This is a genomic window from Luteibacter sp. NPDC104163 (genome assembly GCF_055584245.1).
This window is the reverse complement of record NZ_JBVJMK010000019.1, coordinates 69863-85483: the sequence shown is the minus strand read 5'-3', so window position 1 is coordinate 85483 and position 15621 is coordinate 69863. Positions and strand designations below refer to the sequence as shown.

Here is a 15621-nt window from a genome sequence, read left to right as displayed (position 1 = left end):
TTTTTTTTTTGCCCAAAAAAAACCCGCCCTGGGGGCGTTTAAAAAAACCCTTTCCAATAACCGTGGGGACCCCCTTTTGCCCCGTTGGGTCCCCCCCCCCCCCCCCCCCCCGCCCCCACCCCCGCTCCCACAATAGCTTTCAGATATCCCACAATAGTTTGCAAATAGACGTCTAGACGGCTACATGCGGTACACGTGGTCGCCGCGGATCTCGACGTAATCACCGCGGCGAAGCTGCGGATCCTCCGCCTGCGTCACGACGGCGGAGCGTCCATCGTCCAGGCGGATCCGCACCTGCCAGGCGATATCCTGGCCATTGCGCTTGCCCACCTGGTTGCCGACGACGCCACCGACCACGGCACCACCGACGGTCGCCGCGGAGCGGCCATCGCCCTTGCCGATCGTATTGCCCAGCAGGCCGCCGGCCACCGCGCCGATCACCGCGCCAAGCGGTGAGGACTGGCGGTCGGTATAGATCTGCTGCACGTCATCCACGACGCCGCACTGCGCGCAGCGACGCGAACCGCCACGGTCGTCGTAAACCACGCGATCCTCGCGATACACCCGGCGCGGCTGCTCATAGCACGCTGTCAGCGACAGCGGCACGATGGCGGCGGCGACGAGGCCAAACTTGCGGACGATGCTATGCATGGGGATACGCCCTCGCGATGGATCGGGATGGTTACTGGCGGGCGTCGGAAACGACCGAGACGCCTTCCTGCACTTCAACGCGATCGCCCGGGTCGTGGTCCATGCGGATCGAACGGGTCACGCCGTTGTATTCGTAACGCACGTCGTAAGCCACGATCTTGTCGCCGCTGGTGCCCGGCACGGTGCTGCACTTACGCACGGTGCTGGTGACGGTGTTCGTCTCCTGGCGACGCTCCTGGATCTCGTGGCCGGCGTAACCGCCACCCACGGCACCCGCCACGGTGGCGAGCGTGCGGCCCTTGCCGCCGCCGATCTGGTTGCCGAGCAGGCCGCCGGCCACGGCGCCGATCGCCGTACCGGCGATCTGGTGCTGGTCCTTGACCGGTGCACGGCGGGTCACGACCTCGTCGTGGCACTCCTTCTGGGCCGACGTCGCCGCCTGGCGGACGGGGTCGACGCTGACCACGCGGGCGTACTTCGGGCCGGCCGGCTCGGGCGCGGCTGCCGGCGCAGAGGCCGGTGCGGGCGCATTGGCCACATCGGCGTTCGCATCGCGGTTGCAGGCAGAAAGGCTCAGCACCAGGGCCGCGCCCAAACCGGCGTTCAGGACGGAAATCTTCAACCTGCTCATAACCCTAATCTCCACTGGATAGTGCGGCGTCCTACCGGGGCAACAACGCCCCGAAAGTTCGTAAGAACGCCTCGTAGACATTTGACAATCGTTAAACTGAACGACGCCTTAGACTGACCCCACCAAGCAAAACGGCAGCAAACCGGATGCATGACCTGATCGATACCCACGCCCATCTCGACGACAGCTCGTTCGACGCCGATCGCGGCGCCATGTTCGAGCGCGCCGCCCAGGCCGGCGTGCGGCGCTGGATCGTACCGGCGATCGATCGCGGAAACTGGGAGGCCATCGACCGTTTGTGTGCCTCGCGTGAAGGGGTCCACCCGGCCTACGGGCTGCACCCGATGTTCCTCGCCAGCCACCGCGATGAGCATCTCGACGAGCTTCCTACCTGGCTCGCGGAAAAGCGCCCGGTCGCCGTCGGCGAGATCGGGCTCGATTTCTACGTGGAAGGGCTCGACCCCGAACGCCAGCGCGCGATCTTCGAGCGCCAGCTGCATATCGCGAAGGAACACGATCTCCCGGTGATCGTGCACGCCCGTCGCGCGTTCGAGGAAGTGATCCACACCCTCCGCCGCATCGGCGGCCTGCGCGGCGTCGTGCATAGCTTCTCGGGCAGCGAAGAGCAGGCGCGGCAGTTGTTCGACCTGGGCTTCCATATCGGCATCGGCGGCCCGGTCACCTACGATCGCGCGAATCGCATCCACCGCGTCGTGGCAAACATGCCGCTGGAGTGGCTGCTGCTCGAGACGGATTCCCCCGACCAGCCCTGCGTGCACCACCGCGGGGAGCGCAACGAGCCGGCGTACATGGTCGATGTACTGGAGACCATCGCCCGCCTGCGCGAGGTCGACGCAAGCCAGATCGCCAGCGCGACCACGGTCAACGCCGGGAAGCTATTCGCCCTCCGCTAACGGCCCTGCTTGCTGCTTTTGTGGGAGTGAGCTTGCGAACGATGCCCTCCCGCGGGTCCATCGTTCGCAAGCTCACTCCCACAAGATCGGCCGCCACTTGCCGGGGCAAGCATCCCTTGCTAGCCTAATAGTTCACCAGCGAACTATTCCCCAGCGAAATGTCCAGCCTGAAACCATGTGTCGATGCCCTGTACGACGGGGTTGACCGCGTCGCGGAGATCATCCCGGGCCTGCCGAAGTGCGAGGTCCTGCTGATCCGCCTGCTCCTGCTCACCGGCGAGGCGTTGCAGCGTGACGTCGAGGCCAAGCTGAAGCCGTTCGACATGAACGACAGCGATTTCCGCACGCTGATGATGCTGTACTCGTCCGCCGAGGGCAGTTCCACGCCTGGCGAGCTCTGCGCGCTGGCCGAGCAGAAGCCCACCAACATGACCCGGATCACCAACCTGCTGGCCAAGCGCGGGCTCATCACGCGCACGCACGCCACGCATGATCGCCGCCAGGTGGTGCTGAAGATCACCGATGAAGGCAAGCACTTCGTCCGCCAGATGCTCCCGCCGATGTTCCCGGAGCTGACCGCCAAGTTCGCCTGCTTCACCGCCCCCGAGCGTAAGACCTTCGAGCACCTGCTGAAGAAGCTCGCCCTGCACCTCGATCCCACGGATGCCTCGACATGATCCGCACTGCTTTCCGCCCCGCCCTGCTGGCCGCGGCGCTGGCCACCGTGCTCGCCGCCTGCCACGTGCCGACGAAGATCGACCACCCCACGCTGCGCGATGACGTGCCGCTCGCTGGCGTCGATGCCGGCACGCGCGCCGGCTGGCCCGCGGCACAATGGTGGCGCGCCTATAACGATCCGCAGCTCGACCAGTTGATGGAGATGGCGCTGCGCGGCGCACCCGACCTGGCGCAGGCGAAGACCCGCGTCGACAGCGCCCAACAGAACATCCGCGTCGCCGCCGCACAGGCGGGCCTGCGCGTCGATGGCAGCGCACAGGTCACCCGCCAGCGCATGAGCGAGCACGGCCTCATCCCCGCCCAGTTCCTTGGCTTCACCTGGTACAACCAGGCCGATCTCGGCGTGCAGGTGAGCTACGACTTCGACTGGTGGGGCAAGAAGCGTTTCACCATCGAATCGGCGATCGACAGCGCGCGTGCGGCGGAGGCCGAGCGTTCGGCCGCATCGCTCTCGATCCAGTCGACCGTGGCCGACACGTACTTCGGCTGGCTCACGGACAAGGCACGCTCGGGTCTTGCCGACCAGCTGATCGCCTCGCGCGAGCGGGCGCTGCGCATTGCCGAGCTGCGCGTGAAGCAGGGCGTGGACGTGCCCGATACGGTGCAGCAGGCGCGCGGCGACCTGTCGGCCGCACGCCAGCAGAAAACCGCGCTGGAAGGTTCCGCCGCCATCCGCAGGGCAGCGCTTGCCGCCCTCGTCGGCGTCTCGCCGCAGGACCTGCCGGCGCTGACGCCGCGCGCGCTCCCCGATGTGGCGCCGGGCTTGCCGGACAACGTCGGTACCGACCTGATGGCGCGCCGCCCCGATATCGCCGCAAGCCGCTGGCAGGTGGAAGCCGCGCTGCGCCAGACCGACGCCGCGCGTGCGCAGTTCTTCCCCGATGTGAGCCTGAGCGGCATGGCCGGCCTGTCCAGCATCGACCTGGACAAAGTGTTCAACGCCAGCAGCCGCGTGTTCTCGCTGACCCCTGCCCTGCACCTGCCGATCTTCGAAGGCGGTGCGCTGGAAGCGAACCACGGCGTCACCCGCGCCCAGCTCGACGCCGCCGTGGCGCAGTACAACGCGACCGTCGCCTCGGCAGCACGCGATGTGTCGACGCAGGCGCTGGGCGCGCAGCAACTCGCCGCGCGCCGCACGCAGCAGGACGATGCGCTCAACGCGGCAAGCACCCTGCTCGCCAGCGCGAAGGCCCGTGCCGCACGCGGCGTGCGCGACGACCGCGAATCGCTCGCCACCCAGGCCGTGCTGCTCCAGCAGCAGGACATGGCCACCGACCTGCACGGCCAGGCCCTTGCCACCGACGTGAGCCTGATCAAGGCGCTCGGTGGCGGGTACCGCGCCGAATCCCCCGAATCCTCTTCCACGCCCAGCACCGACGGAAACCACAGCCCATGAGCGCGAATCCCAACGACACGACGCAGCCGGCCGAGAGCGGCAACGCGCCGAAGGACAAGCGCAAGCGCGGCCGCGCGCTGCTGATCGCCCTTGTCGTCTTCGTGCTGGCCGCCGTCATCTGGCTGCTGCTCTGGCTGTTCGTATTCTCCACGCGCGAGACGACCGATGACGCCTACGTCGGCGGCAACCAGGTCGGCATCTCCGCGCAGGTGCCCGGCATCGTCACCGGCGTGTTCGCCGACGACACGCAGCGCGTGAATGCAGGACAGGTCCTGGTCAAGCTGGATGCCACCGATGCTGACATCGCCCTGCGCAAGGCCAGCACCGCGCTGGCCCAGGCCGTTCGCCAGGTTCGCCAGCAGACCCAGTCCGCCGCCAGCGCCGATGCCTCGCTTGGCGCGCGCCGGCAGGACCTCAAGCGCGCCCAGGATGACCTGAAGCGCCGCATCCCGCTGCTCGCCGAGAAAGCCGTCGCTCCGGAAGAAGTGCAGCACGCTCGCGACGCGGTCGAAAGCGCCCAGTCGGCCCTCGATTCTGCGCAGCGCCAGGCAGACGCCGCGCGCGCCCTCGTGGATGGCGCCGACGTGGAAACGAACCCCGCCGTGCAGCAGGCGCGTGCCAACTTCCGCCAAGCGTGGGTCGCGGCGCAGCGCAATGCGATCGTCGCGCCGATCGATGGTTACGTCGCCCAGCGCAGCGTGCAGGTGGGCAACAGCGTCCAGCCCGGCCAGCAGCTGATGACCGTGGTGCCGCTGCACGACCTGTGGGTCGAGGCGAACTTCAAGGAAAGCCAGCTACGCCACGTGCGCATCGGCCAGCCGGCGAAGGTGGAAGCGGACATCTACGGCGGTGGCGTCGAGTACCACGGCCACGTCATCGGCCTCGGTGCCGGCACCGGTAGCGCGTTCTCGCTGCTGCCCGCGCAGAACGCGACCGGCAACTGGATCAAGGTGGTGCAGCGTGTGCCGGTGCGTATCGCGCTCGATGCCAGCGACCTCGACAAGCACCCGCTGCGCATCGGCCTCTCGACCGCCGTCACGGTGAACATCACGGACGACAAGGGCGATGTGCTGGCGAAGTCGCCCTCGACCACGCCGGTGGCGCAGACCACCGTCTATGACGACGTGGCGGCCAAGGCGGACGAAGCCGCCGACGCCATCGTCCAGCAGAACCTCGGGGCGCGCGTGCCTTGAGCGACGCACTCGCCACCCCGGATGCCGCGCCCGCACCCGCGGGCCCGAAACCGCTGCATGGCCTGCCCCTGGTCCTGCTGACGATCGCGGTCGCGTTCTCCACCTTCATGGAGATCCTCGACATGACGATCGTGAACGTGGCGGTGCCGCACATCGCGGGCAGCCTCGGCGTCAGCGCCAACGAGGGCACCTGGGCGATCAGCTCGTACGCCCTGGCCAGCGCCGTCATGCAGCCGCTCACGGGCTGGATCGCGAAGCGCTTCGGCGAGGTGAAGACGTTCTGCTTTTCCGTCGGCCTGTTCGTCGTGTTCTCGATGCTCTGCGGCCTGGCCACGAGCATGCCGATGCTGGTGCTGTTCCGCCTGCTGCAGGGCGCGGGCTCGGGGCCGATGGTGGCGCTATCGCTCTCGCTGCTGCTCGCAAGCTACCCGAAGGAAAAACAGGGTATCGCACTGGCGATGTGGGCCATGACCGTGGTCGTCGCGCCGATCTTCGGCCCGATCCTCGGCGGTTACCTCACCGACAACTTCTCCTGGCCGTGGATCTTCTACATCAACGTGCCCGTGGGCGCCGCGGCCGGTGTGATCACCTGGTCGATCCTGCGCACCCGCGAAACGAAGACGGTCAAGGCGCCGATCGATTCCGTCGGCCTGTTCCTCCTCGTGCTTGGCGTCGGCTGCCTGCAGTTCATGCTGGACAACGGCAATGACCACGACTGGTTCGCTTCGCCGCTGATCCTCACGCTGGGCCTCGTGGCGCTCGTATCGATCACGTTCCTGATCATCTGGGAACTGACCGCGAAGCACCCCGTGGTGGATCTTTCGCTGTTCGCGCGGCGCAACTTCACCGTCGGCGTCACGGCGCTGTCGCTCGGCATGCTCGGGTTCTTCGGTATTACCGTCGTGTTCCCGCTGTGGCTGCAGACGACGCTCGGCTACACCGCAACCTGGGCCGGCCTGGCCACCGCGCCGGTCGGTATCCTCGCGTTCCTCATGTCGCCGATCATCGGCAAGAACATCCAGCGGCTCGAACTGCGCGCGGTGGTGACCTTCGCCTTCATCGTGTTCGCGTTCACCGCGTTCTGGTTCTCGACGTTCAACAGCGGCGCGTCGTTCGCGACCCTGGTGCTGCCGCGTTTCGTGATGGGCATCGGCATCGCGTGCTTCTTCATCCCGTTGAACCAGATCTTCCTGTCGGGCCTGCGGCCAGACCAGATCGCCGGCGCCTCGGGCCTGGCGAACTTCTGCCGCACGCTCGCCTCGAGTATCTCCACCGCGATCACCGTGACCCTGTGGCAGCACCGGGGCGAAGCGCACCACGCCTCGCTGACGGAATACGTCAATCCGGCCTCGCCGGCCGCCATGGCCTATGTGGACAAGCTGCAGGCGGTCAACCTGCACGGCCAGGCACAGCTCACGGTGCTCGACCAGGTGGTGAACCGCGAGGCGCTCACCCTGGCTGTCAACGACGTGTTCTGGCTGTGCGGGATCCTGTTCCTGGCCCTCATCCCGATCCTCTGGCTGGCCCGGCCACCGTTCGGCAATGCGGGCGGCGCGGCGGGTCATTAAATCCAAGTTACGTAAATCGATCCAAATTCACGCACTGTGACTGAAAACGTTTACACGCCGTGAAACCAACTGGTGCGGCGCAATACCTCGTGGTAGCGTTCGCCGCATGGCACAAACCCTACGCATCATCAAAAAGTATCCGAACCGTCGTTTGTACGACACGGAAATTTCGAGCTACATCACGCTGGAGGAAGTCCGCCAGCTGGTCCTCGACGGGGAGAATTTCGAGGTCCGCGACGCCAAGTCAGGCGAGGACCTCACGCGCTCGGTGCTGCTGCAGATCATCGCGGAGCACGAGGAGCACGGCCAGCCGATGCTCTCCTCGCAGCTGCTGTCGCACATCATCCGTTTCTACGGGGATTCGCTGCAGGGCTTCATGGGGCCGTACCTGGAGCGCAGCCTGCAGGTCTTCCTCGACCAGCAGCAGCAGTTCCGCAACCAGCTCAACACCATGATGGGCCAGACCCCCTGGTCCATGCTCAACGAGATGACCGAGCGCAACCTCGACGTCTGGAAGTCGATGCAGCGCGGGTTCCTCGACGCGGCCACCGCCAAGCCGGCGGCCGCTACCCACGTGCCGCCGCGCGGCGGCAAGAAAGCCAGCTGATCACCGGCGCCGCCCGGGGCTTGCCCTCGGCGGCGTTGCGGCGCACGATGCGCTGCCCCGCAATATCGCCCAGGCAGGCTCCATGCCCCGTAACGACATCGCCGTGGTCGGCGCCGGCCTGGTCGGCGCCCTGGTAGCCACCCTGCTGACCCAGCGCGGGTTCCGGGTCACCGTTTACGAGAAGCGCCCCGATCCCCGGAAAGCCGGTTTCGCCGGCGGCCGCTCGATCAACCTCGCCCTGGCCGAACGCGGGCTGCACGCCCTGCGCGCCACCGGGCTGGCCGACCAGGTCCTCGCCCAGGCAGTGATGATGCGCGGGCGCATGGTCCACGACCCCGCGGGCCACAGCGGCCTCCAGCGCTATGGCGTGGATGATTCCGAAGTGATCTGGTCGGTATCGCGTGGTGGGCTCAATGGCCTGATGCTCGACGCCGCCGAAGCAGCGGGCGCCACCATCCATTTCGACCAGGGCCTGGCCGCGGCCGACCTGGAAAACGGGACCCTGACCTTGCGCGCGGCCGACGGCAGCGAGCGCACGGTCGATGCACCCGTGGTGATCGGCGCCGACGGCGCGGGCTCTGCGTTGCGCGCGGCGATGCACAAGCATTCGCCGCTCGGCGAACGCATCGAGGAACTCGGGCACGGCTACAAGGAACTCGAGATCCCGCCGGGTACGGATCCCGCGGCACCGTTCGCCATCGAACGCAACGCACTGCACATCTGGCCTCGTGGGCACTACATGTGCATCGCGCTCCCAAATCGCGAAGGCAGCTTCACCGTCACGCTGTTCCTGCCCAACGACGGCGAACATCCCAGCTTCCGGACGATCGCGGGCGCCGGTGCCGCCGAGGCCTTTTTCCGCACCGAATTTCCCGATGCGCTGGAGCTGATGCCGGAGTTCGCGAACGACTGGTCGGCGCACCCGGTGGGTTCACTGGCAACGCTTTACCTCGATCGCTGGCATATCGGCGGCCGCGCACTCCTCATCGGCGACGCCGCGCACGCCATCGTCCCGTTCCACGGCCAGGGCATGAACTGCGGGTTCGAGGATGCGGCGGAACTGGCGCAACTGTTCGAAGCCACGCCGGATGATCCGGCGGCGGTCTTCGCCGCGTTCGAAGCCAGCCGCAAGCCGAATGCCGACGCGATCGCGCGGATGGCGCTGGAGAACTACGTGGAGATGCGCGACAAGGTCGCCGACCCGCACTTCCTGCGCATGCGCGAACTCGGCGGCCTGCTCGCCCAGCGCTCACCCACGCACTACCTGCCGCGCTACCGCATGGTGACCTTCACCCACCTGCCCTATGCCTACGCACTGGAACGCGGCCAGGCCCAGGACACGCTGGTGGAGCAGTTGCTGCGCGGGCACGATGAGGTCGCATCCGTCGACCTCGATGCCGCGGTCCGGACCCTGGAAGCCACCCTTCCGCCGCTGCCGGCCCAGGCGTTCGAACGCGGCTAACTGGATACGCCTGCCGCATGGACAACCGGCGTCCGGCCCGCAACAATCGTCCGATGATCTCTTCCGCCCCCTTGCTTGAAGCCCGTGCCCTGTGCTTTTTGCGCCAGGACGAGCCGGTCTTCGGGCCGGTCGACTTCGCCTTGCATGGTGGCGAGATCGCCCTGGTCGAAGGGGACAACGGCAGCGGCAAGACCACGCTGATGCGCGTGCTCACCGGCATGCTGCACGCCGGCGAAGGCGAGGTGCTGCTCGACGGCGCACCCTTCGCGCTGGATACCATGGCGGGTGCGGTTGTTTTCCTCGGCCACCACCTCGGCCTGAAGTTCGACCTGACCGCGCGCGAAAACCTCGCCGTGTCTGCGGGTCTTTACGGCGTGCGCGCCGGCACCACGATCGCTGCCGTGCTCGCAGACGTCGGCCTGCCTGGCTTCGAGGACGAGCCGATCCGCCGCCTCTCCGCCGGCCAGAAAAAGCGCGCCGCCCTTGCCCGCCTGCTGCTGCTGCCGGCGCGCGTGTGGCTGCTCGACGAGCCGTACGCCAACCTCGACCGCGAAGGCATCGCCCTGGTCAACCGCCTGCTCCGCGAGCATGCCGCGCGCGGTGGTGCCGCCCTGGTCACGAGCCACGGCGCGGTAACCTTCGCGGGCGATGAGCCACGCCGCATCCGGCTGCACGCGTGACGCCTGGTAGCACGCCCGCCGCCTGCGCCGCCCTATTGCGCCGCGACCTCACCCTGGCCTGGCGCCGGCGCGGCGACATCGCGCTGCCCGTGCTCTACGCCGTGATCGTCGTGACCCTCTTTCCTTTCGCGCTCGGCCCCGAGCCCGCGCTCCTCGCGCGCATCGCGGGCGGCGTGGTGTTCGTCACCGTGATCCTGGCGATGCTGCTGTCGCTCGATGGCCTGTTCCGGCCGGATATCGAGGATGGCTCGATGGAGCAGCTGATGCTGGCCCCGCAGCCGCTGGCGTTGCTCGTGGCGATGAAGATCCTCGCGCACTGGATCACGGCGGCCCTGCCGCTGGTCGTCATCGCCCCGGTGCTGGCGAGCATGCTGCACCTTCCCGCCGCGGCCATGCCCGTGCTGGTGGTCGCGCTGGCGCTGGCGACGCCCCTGCTCAGCCTGCTGGGCGCGGTACTGGTGGCACTGACGGCCGGGGCAAAACGCTCTGGTATGCTTCTGGCGCTGATGTTGCTGCCGTTGTGCGTACCGGTGGTGATCTTCGCCGCGGGCGCCGTGGCCGCCGCGCAGGATGGCCTGCCGTGGGTTGCGCCTGTCGCATGGCTGGGCGCGGGGCTCGCGCTGGCCGTGGTCCTCGCGCCGCTGGCATGCGCGGCCGCGCTGCGGATCGCGATGGATTCATGAGCGCACGCAACCACGGGGTGTCCATGGGGGACTCACCGCGATGCACGAACCGTTGATGAGGACGAATGGCTAACTGGGTTCCCCTCTGGCTGCACCGCCTGGGATCACCGCCGACCTTCTACCGCTTCGCGGGCGCGGTATACCCGTGGGCGCTCGGCCTCGCCATCGTGCTCGGCGGCATAGCCCTTTACGGCGGCCTGTTCGTCGCACCGGCGGATTACCAGCAAGGCGATGCGTACCGCATTATTTTCATCCACGTGCCCAGTGCGTGGATGAGCCTGTTCATCTACGGCGTGATGACGCTCGCCGCGTTCATCGGCCTGGTCTGGCGGATCAAGCTGGCCGAGACGGTGGCCATGGAGTCCGCGCCGGTCGGCGCCGCCTTCACCGCCATCACCCTGGCCACCGGCTCCCTGTGGGGCAAGCCCATGTGGGGCACCTGGTGGACCTGGGATGCGCGGCTCACCTCCGAGCTCGTGCTGCTCTTCATCTACCTCGGCATCATCGGCCTGTACCACGCGTTCGAGGATCGCCGCCAGGGCGCACGCGCCGCGGCCTTCCTTGTGCTGGTCGGCGCGGTGAACGTACCGATCGTGCATTTCTCGGTGAACTGGTGGAACACCCTGCACCAGGGCGCCACCATCCGCCTGCTTGGCCCCTCGCACATCGATGCCAGCATGGTATGGCCGCTGCTCACCATGATGGCGGCCACCAAGCTGTATTACATCGCCAGCCTGTTCGCCCGGGTGCGCGCCGACCTCATCGCCTCCGAAGGCGGCAAGGCCTGGGTGCGCGAGCTCGCGCTGGGCCATGCGGAGGAAGGCAAGGCATGAGCACCTTCTTCGCGATGGGCGGCTATGGCGCCTACGTCTGGACCGCGTTCGCGGTCTTCTTCATCGTCCTCCTGATCGATACGCTGGCACCCCTCGCCCGGCGCCGCCGCAACCTGCGCGATATCCGCGCACGCATCGCGCGCCACGAGAACCGCCGCCGTCCCGGAACCCCTGCCCGTAATGAATCCAACGCGTAAACGCCGTCTCGCCGTCGTCATCTCGGTCCTTGTCGCTGCCGCCATCGCGGTGGGCCTCACCGTGTTCGCGCTGCAGCGGAACATGAGCTACCTGTTCACCCCGAGCCAGGTGCAGGAAGGGCAGGCCACGCAGTACCCCACGTTCCGCCTCGGTGGCATGGTGAAAGCCGGCTCCATCCAGCGCGCGAAGGACAGCCTGAAGGTGAGTTTCATCGTCGTCGACGATGCGGGCGCCATGCCGGTCGAATACACCGGCATCCTTCCCGACCTGTTCCGCGACAACCAGTCCGTGATCGCCACCGGGCGCATGGCCGATGGCCGCTTCATCGCCGGCGAGGTGCTCGCCAAGCATGACGAGAACTACATGCCGAAGGAACTGAAGGACGCCATGGCGAAGGCGCACCAGAAGCGCAACATCGACGACACCGCCATGAAGGACGCGCCGAAGTGATCCCCGAGCTTGGCCAGTTCGCCCTCATCCTCGCGTTGCTGCTGGCGCTCGTGCAGGGCGTGCTGCCGATCATCGGCGCGTGGCGCAACAATGCCGCGCTGATGGCCCTGGCGCGGCCCACCGCGGCGGGCCAGGCGGTGTTCGTCTTCGCCGCCATGGGCATCCTGGTCCACGCGTTCCTCAGCTATGACTTCTCGGTGGCGTACGTCGCCGACAACTCGAACCTCGCCCTGCCCTGGTACTACCGCATCACCGCGGTGTGGGGTGCACACGAGGGTTCGATGCTCCTGTGGGTGTTCATCCTCAACGTGTGGACCGTCGCGCTAGCCGCCTTGAGCCGCCACCTGCCGCAGCCATTCGTGGCGCGGGTGCTGGGCGTCATGGGTCTCATCGGCGTCGGCTTCCTTGCCTTCATCCTGTTCACGTCCAATCCGTTCCTGCGCGAGCTGCCCATGCCCGCGGACGGCGGCGACCTGAATCCGGTGTTGCAGGATCCGGGCATGACCTTCCACCCGCCGGTGCTCTACATGGGCTACGTGGGTTTCTCGGTCGCGTTCGCCTTTTCGATCGCCGCCTTGCTCGGCGGTGAGCTGGAACAGGGCTGGGTGCGCTGGGCGCGCCCATGGACGAACGTCTCGTGGGCGTTCCTGACCATGGGCATCGTCGCCGGAAGCTGGTGGGCGTACGCGGAACTTGGCTGGGGCGGCTGGTGGTTCTGGGATCCGGTGGAGAACGCGTCGTTCATGCCGTGGCTCGTCGGCGTCGCACTGATCCACGCGCAGGCGGTGACGGAGAAGCGTGGGTCGCTACCGGCATGGACCGTACTGCTTTCGCTGTTCGCCTTCTCGCTTTCGCTGCTCGGGACCTTCCTCGTCCGCTCGGGCGTGCTGACCTCCGTGCATGCCTTTGCCTCCGACCCGCGCCGCGGGCTGTACATCCTCGGTTTCCTTATCGTCGTGATTGGCGGCTCGCTGCTGCTCTACGCGATCCGCGCGCCGAAGGTCGCGACGGGCAAACCGTTCGCCGCGCTCTCGCGCGAGACCGGCATCATGGTGGCCAACTTGCTGTTCACGACGGCGGCCGCGATGGTGCTGCTCGGTACGCTGTTCCCGTTGGTCGGCGATGCGCTGAACCTGGGCCGTGTCTCGGTGGGTCCGCCGTATTTTGGCTTCCTGTTCGTGCTGCTGATGGCGCCTGCCGTCTTGCTGCTGCCGTTTGGGCCGTACCTGCGCTGGGGTCGCGCCGAAGGCAGCCAGCTGACCAGCATGGCGATGCGCGCGGCAATTGCCGCGGTGATCTGCACCGGCGCCGCGGTGTTCTTCGTCGACGGCAAGCTCCGCGCGATCGCCGGTGTCGCTGGCGCCGTGTGGGTCGCGGCGGGCACGCTGGCGTATGTCGTGAAGCGCTGGCGCGAGATGCCGTTCGGTCGCCGCTATCCCGCGGAAATGGCCGGCATGCTGGTCGCCCACTTCGGCGTTGCGATCTTCCTGATCGGCGTCCTGCTTTCCGAATCGCTGAGCACCGAGCGCGACGTGCGCATGGCGCCGGGCCAGGTGGAAGCCGTGGGCGCCTACCAGTTCCGCTTCGATGGCGTGCGTGAGACCACCGGCCCGAACTGGCGCGCCGACGAGGGCGTCGTGACGATCCTGCACGGTGGCGAGGTACTCGCGACCATGCATCCGCAGAAGCGCACGTACTCGCGCGGCCAGGTGCAGACCGAGTCGGCGATCGACCCCGGCCTGTTCCGCGACATCTACGTCGCCCTGGGCGAGCCGATGGATGGCGGTGACGTGGAAGGCGCGTGGGCCTTGCGCCTGTACCACAAGCCCTTCGTGCGCTGGATCTGGCTGGGTGGCCTGTTCATGATGGCTGGCGGGTTCCTCGCCGCGGGCGAACGCCGCTTCCGCGCGAAAAAGGCGGCCACCACCGTGGCAGCGCCCGCGACGGAGCAGGCTGCATGAGCCGCTTCCTCCCGCTCATTGGTTTCACCCTGCTGGTCGTCCTGTTCGGCTTCGGCATCTGGTGGAACACCCAGCATGACCAGCACGAAATCGTCTCGCCCCTGATCAACAAGCCGGCGCCCGCCTTCGTACTGCCCGTGCTCGGCGAAGAAGGACGCACGGTCGACAGGCAATCCCTGCTCGGCAAGCCGTACATCCTCAACGTGTTCGGCAGCTGGTGCATCGAGTGCGTGCATGAGCACGCCGTGCTGTCCACCGACGTGAAGGCGCTTGGCCTGCCGCTCATCGGCATGAACTACAAGGACGACCCGAAGGACGCCACCGCGTGGCTTGCCGAGCATGGCAATCCGTTCAACCTGGTGATCGTCGATCGCGATGGCCGTGCCGGCATCGACTTCGGCGTGTATGGCGCACCGGAAACCTTCCTGATCGATGGCAAGGGCGTGATCCGCTACAAGCACGTCGGCCCGATCACGCCTGACGTGGTGGTCAGGGAAATCCAGCCGGCGCTTGCCGCGCTGGCGAAGGAAGGCAGCTGATGCGTCGCCTCGGCCTGCTCGCCCTGCTCTGCCTGTTGCCGCTGCTGGCGATCGCCCAGGCGATCCAGCCGCTGCCGTTCCGCGACCGCGCGGAGGAAGTGCGTTTCCAGAAGCTGAGCACCGAACTGCGCTGCCCGATGTGCCAGAACGAAACGCTGGCCGATTCCAACGCGCCGATCGCGCACGACCTGCGCCGGCAGATCTTCGAGATGATGCAGGCGGGCAAGAGCGACGCCGAGATCAAGGCGTATCTCGTCGACCGCTATTCGGATTTCGTGCTTTACAAGCCACCGGTCGAGCCGAAGACCTGGCTGCTGTGGTTCGGGCCGCTGGTGGTCCTGGCGATCGGTGGCGTCGTCGTCGCCGTGCAGGTCCGCCGCCGCGCGCGCCAGGCCCCCGTGACCACGCAGGCGCCTGCCAATGATGCCGAGGACGATTGGTGACCATTGCGTTTTACGTTGCCGCCGCGGCCATGCTGGCCGTGGCCCTTGCCCTGCTGCTGGTTCCGCTGGTGCGCCATGGGCGCCGCCAGGGTCGGTCGAAAGCGATCTTCGCCATCGCCGTGACGCTGGCCGTCGTGTTGCCACTGGCCAGTGTCGGCCTGTATGCGCTGGTCGGCACGCCCGCCACGCTGGGCGGCGTCGAGCCGCCCAAGGAAATGACCGTCGGCCAGGCGATCGATGCGCTGACCGCGCGCCTGAAGGCCAACCCTGGCGACGTGGAAGGCTGGCTGCTGCTCGGCCAGACCTACACCATGGTGAAGCAGCCCGCGCCTGCGCGTGACGCGTACGACGGCGCACTCAAGGCGGACCCGCGCAACGTCGCCGCCATGGTCGGCTGGGCCGAGGCCGATTCCCTCGTGCGCCCCGACCACCGTATCGAAGGGCGCGGGCTCGCGTTGCTCGAGCAGGCCGTCGCCGCCCAGCCCGACAGCCAGAAGGCCCTGTGGCTGCTGGGTATCGCCCAGTTCCAGCAGGAACGCTATACGGATGCCGCCGCGACCTGGCGCAAGCTGCAGCCCCTGCTCGATCCGGATTCGAACGTCGCCCATGCCGTGGCCGAACAGATCGCGCTCGCGGAAAAGCGGGCCGCCGGCGCGACGCCATAGGACGAAACG

The 15621-nt window shown here is 67.5% G+C and carries 18 protein-coding genes; 16 read left to right on the top strand and 2 right to left on the bottom strand.

What is annotated here, in order from left to right:
- Window positions 1–180 precede the first annotated feature (180 nt).
- Both ACZ6YI_RS18690 and ACZ6YI_RS18685 read right to left on the bottom strand, forming a co-directional pair.
- Window positions 181–651 (bottom strand): outer membrane lipoprotein, encoded by a 471-nt coding sequence (locus ACZ6YI_RS18690; RefSeq protein ID WP_440325655.1) that lies wholly within the window; start codon window positions 649–651, stop codon window positions 181–183.
- A 31-nt stretch (window positions 652–682) separates the two neighbouring features.
- Window positions 683–1282, bottom strand: coding sequence for a glycine zipper 2TM domain-containing protein (locus ACZ6YI_RS18685; protein ID WP_465779965.1), 600 nt, complete (start codon window positions 1280–1282; stop codon window positions 683–685).
- A 146-nt stretch (window positions 1283–1428) separates the two neighbouring features.
- On the opposite strand from ACZ6YI_RS18685, the gene ACZ6YI_RS18680 reads away from it, so the two are divergent.
- The 16 genes from ACZ6YI_RS18680 to ACZ6YI_RS18605 all read left to right on the top strand — a co-directional run bounded on the left by ACZ6YI_RS18680 (window position 1429) and on the right by ACZ6YI_RS18605 (window position 15612).
- On the top strand, window positions 1429–2196 hold the full coding sequence (locus tag ACZ6YI_RS18680) for a TatD family hydrolase (RefSeq protein ID WP_465779964.1): 768 nt from the start codon (window positions 1429–1431) through the stop codon (window positions 2194–2196).
- Between the two features lie 158 nt (window positions 2197–2354).
- On the top strand, window positions 2355–2873 hold the full coding sequence (locus ACZ6YI_RS18675; protein WP_440325696.1) for a MarR family winged helix-turn-helix transcriptional regulator: 519 nt from the start codon (window positions 2355–2357) through the stop codon (window positions 2871–2873).
- Window positions 2870–4330: an efflux transporter outer membrane subunit gene (locus tag ACZ6YI_RS18670; protein ID WP_465779963.1), complete on the top strand. Its 1461-nt coding sequence runs from the start codon at window positions 2870–2872 to the stop codon at window positions 4328–4330. The genes ACZ6YI_RS18675 and ACZ6YI_RS18670 overlap by 4 nt, the downstream gene beginning before the upstream one ends.
- Window positions 4327–5523: an EmrA/EmrK family multidrug efflux transporter periplasmic adaptor subunit gene (locus tag ACZ6YI_RS18665; RefSeq protein WP_465779962.1), complete on the top strand. Its 1197-nt coding sequence runs from the start codon at window positions 4327–4329 to the stop codon at window positions 5521–5523. Before ACZ6YI_RS18670 ends, ACZ6YI_RS18665 begins: the two co-directional genes overlap by 4 nt.
- Window positions 5520–7091, top strand: a complete 1572-nt coding sequence (locus ACZ6YI_RS18660; RefSeq protein WP_440325702.1) for a DHA2 family efflux MFS transporter permease subunit — start codon at window positions 5520–5522, stop codon at window positions 7089–7091. Before ACZ6YI_RS18665 ends, ACZ6YI_RS18660 begins: the two co-directional genes overlap by 4 nt.
- 106 nt (window positions 7092–7197) lie before the next feature.
- Window positions 7198–7698: a polyhydroxyalkanoate synthesis repressor PhaR gene (phaR, locus tag ACZ6YI_RS18655; protein WP_440325704.1), complete on the top strand. Its 501-nt coding sequence runs from the start codon at window positions 7198–7200 to the stop codon at window positions 7696–7698.
- Window positions 7699–7780: 82 nt separating this feature from the next.
- Window positions 7781–9160, top strand: coding sequence for an FAD-dependent oxidoreductase (locus ACZ6YI_RS18650; RefSeq protein ID WP_465779961.1), 1380 nt, complete (start codon window positions 7781–7783; stop codon window positions 9158–9160).
- A 53-nt stretch (window positions 9161–9213) separates the two neighbouring features.
- Window positions 9214–9840: a heme ABC exporter ATP-binding protein CcmA gene (gene ccmA, locus ACZ6YI_RS18645; RefSeq protein ID WP_465779960.1), complete on the top strand. Its 627-nt coding sequence runs from the start codon at window positions 9214–9216 to the stop codon at window positions 9838–9840.
- Window positions 9837–10523 carry a heme exporter protein CcmB gene (gene ccmB, locus ACZ6YI_RS18640; protein ID WP_465779959.1) on the top strand — a complete coding sequence of 229 codons (687 nt, stop codon included), beginning with the start codon at window positions 9837–9839 and terminating at the stop codon, window positions 10521–10523. The genes ccmA and ccmB overlap by 4 nt, the downstream gene beginning before the upstream one ends.
- A 65-nt stretch (window positions 10524–10588) precedes the next feature.
- Window positions 10589–11356, top strand: a complete 768-nt coding sequence (locus ACZ6YI_RS18635; protein ID WP_440325712.1) for a heme ABC transporter permease — start codon at window positions 10589–10591, stop codon at window positions 11354–11356.
- Window positions 11353–11553, top strand: a complete 201-nt coding sequence (gene ccmD, locus ACZ6YI_RS18630; RefSeq protein ID WP_440325714.1) for a heme exporter protein CcmD — start codon at window positions 11353–11355, stop codon at window positions 11551–11553. Before ACZ6YI_RS18635 ends, ccmD begins: the two co-directional genes overlap by 4 nt.
- Window positions 11537–12004 carry a cytochrome c maturation protein CcmE gene (gene ccmE, locus ACZ6YI_RS18625; protein WP_440325716.1) on the top strand — a complete coding sequence of 156 codons (468 nt, stop codon included), beginning with the start codon at window positions 11537–11539 and terminating at the stop codon, window positions 12002–12004. The genes ccmD and ccmE overlap by 17 nt, the downstream gene beginning before the upstream one ends.
- Window positions 12001–13965 (top strand): heme lyase CcmF/NrfE family subunit, encoded by a 1965-nt coding sequence (locus ACZ6YI_RS18620; protein ID WP_465779958.1) that lies wholly within the window; start codon window positions 12001–12003, stop codon window positions 13963–13965. The genes ccmE and ACZ6YI_RS18620 overlap by 4 nt, the downstream gene beginning before the upstream one ends.
- Window positions 13962–14504, top strand: coding sequence for a DsbE family thiol:disulfide interchange protein (locus tag ACZ6YI_RS18615; RefSeq protein WP_465779957.1), 543 nt, complete (start codon window positions 13962–13964; stop codon window positions 14502–14504). The genes ACZ6YI_RS18620 and ACZ6YI_RS18615 overlap by 4 nt, the downstream gene beginning before the upstream one ends.
- Window positions 14504–14947 (top strand): cytochrome c-type biogenesis protein, encoded by a 444-nt coding sequence (locus ACZ6YI_RS18610; protein WP_465779956.1) that lies wholly within the window; start codon window positions 14504–14506, stop codon window positions 14945–14947. Before ACZ6YI_RS18615 ends, ACZ6YI_RS18610 begins: the two co-directional genes overlap by 1 nt.
- Window positions 14944–15612 carry a tetratricopeptide repeat protein gene (locus tag ACZ6YI_RS18605; protein ID WP_465779955.1) on the top strand — a complete coding sequence of 223 codons (669 nt, stop codon included), beginning with the start codon at window positions 14944–14946 and terminating at the stop codon, window positions 15610–15612. The genes ACZ6YI_RS18610 and ACZ6YI_RS18605 overlap by 4 nt, the downstream gene beginning before the upstream one ends.
- The last annotated feature ends 9 nt before the right edge of the window (window positions 15613–15621 follow it).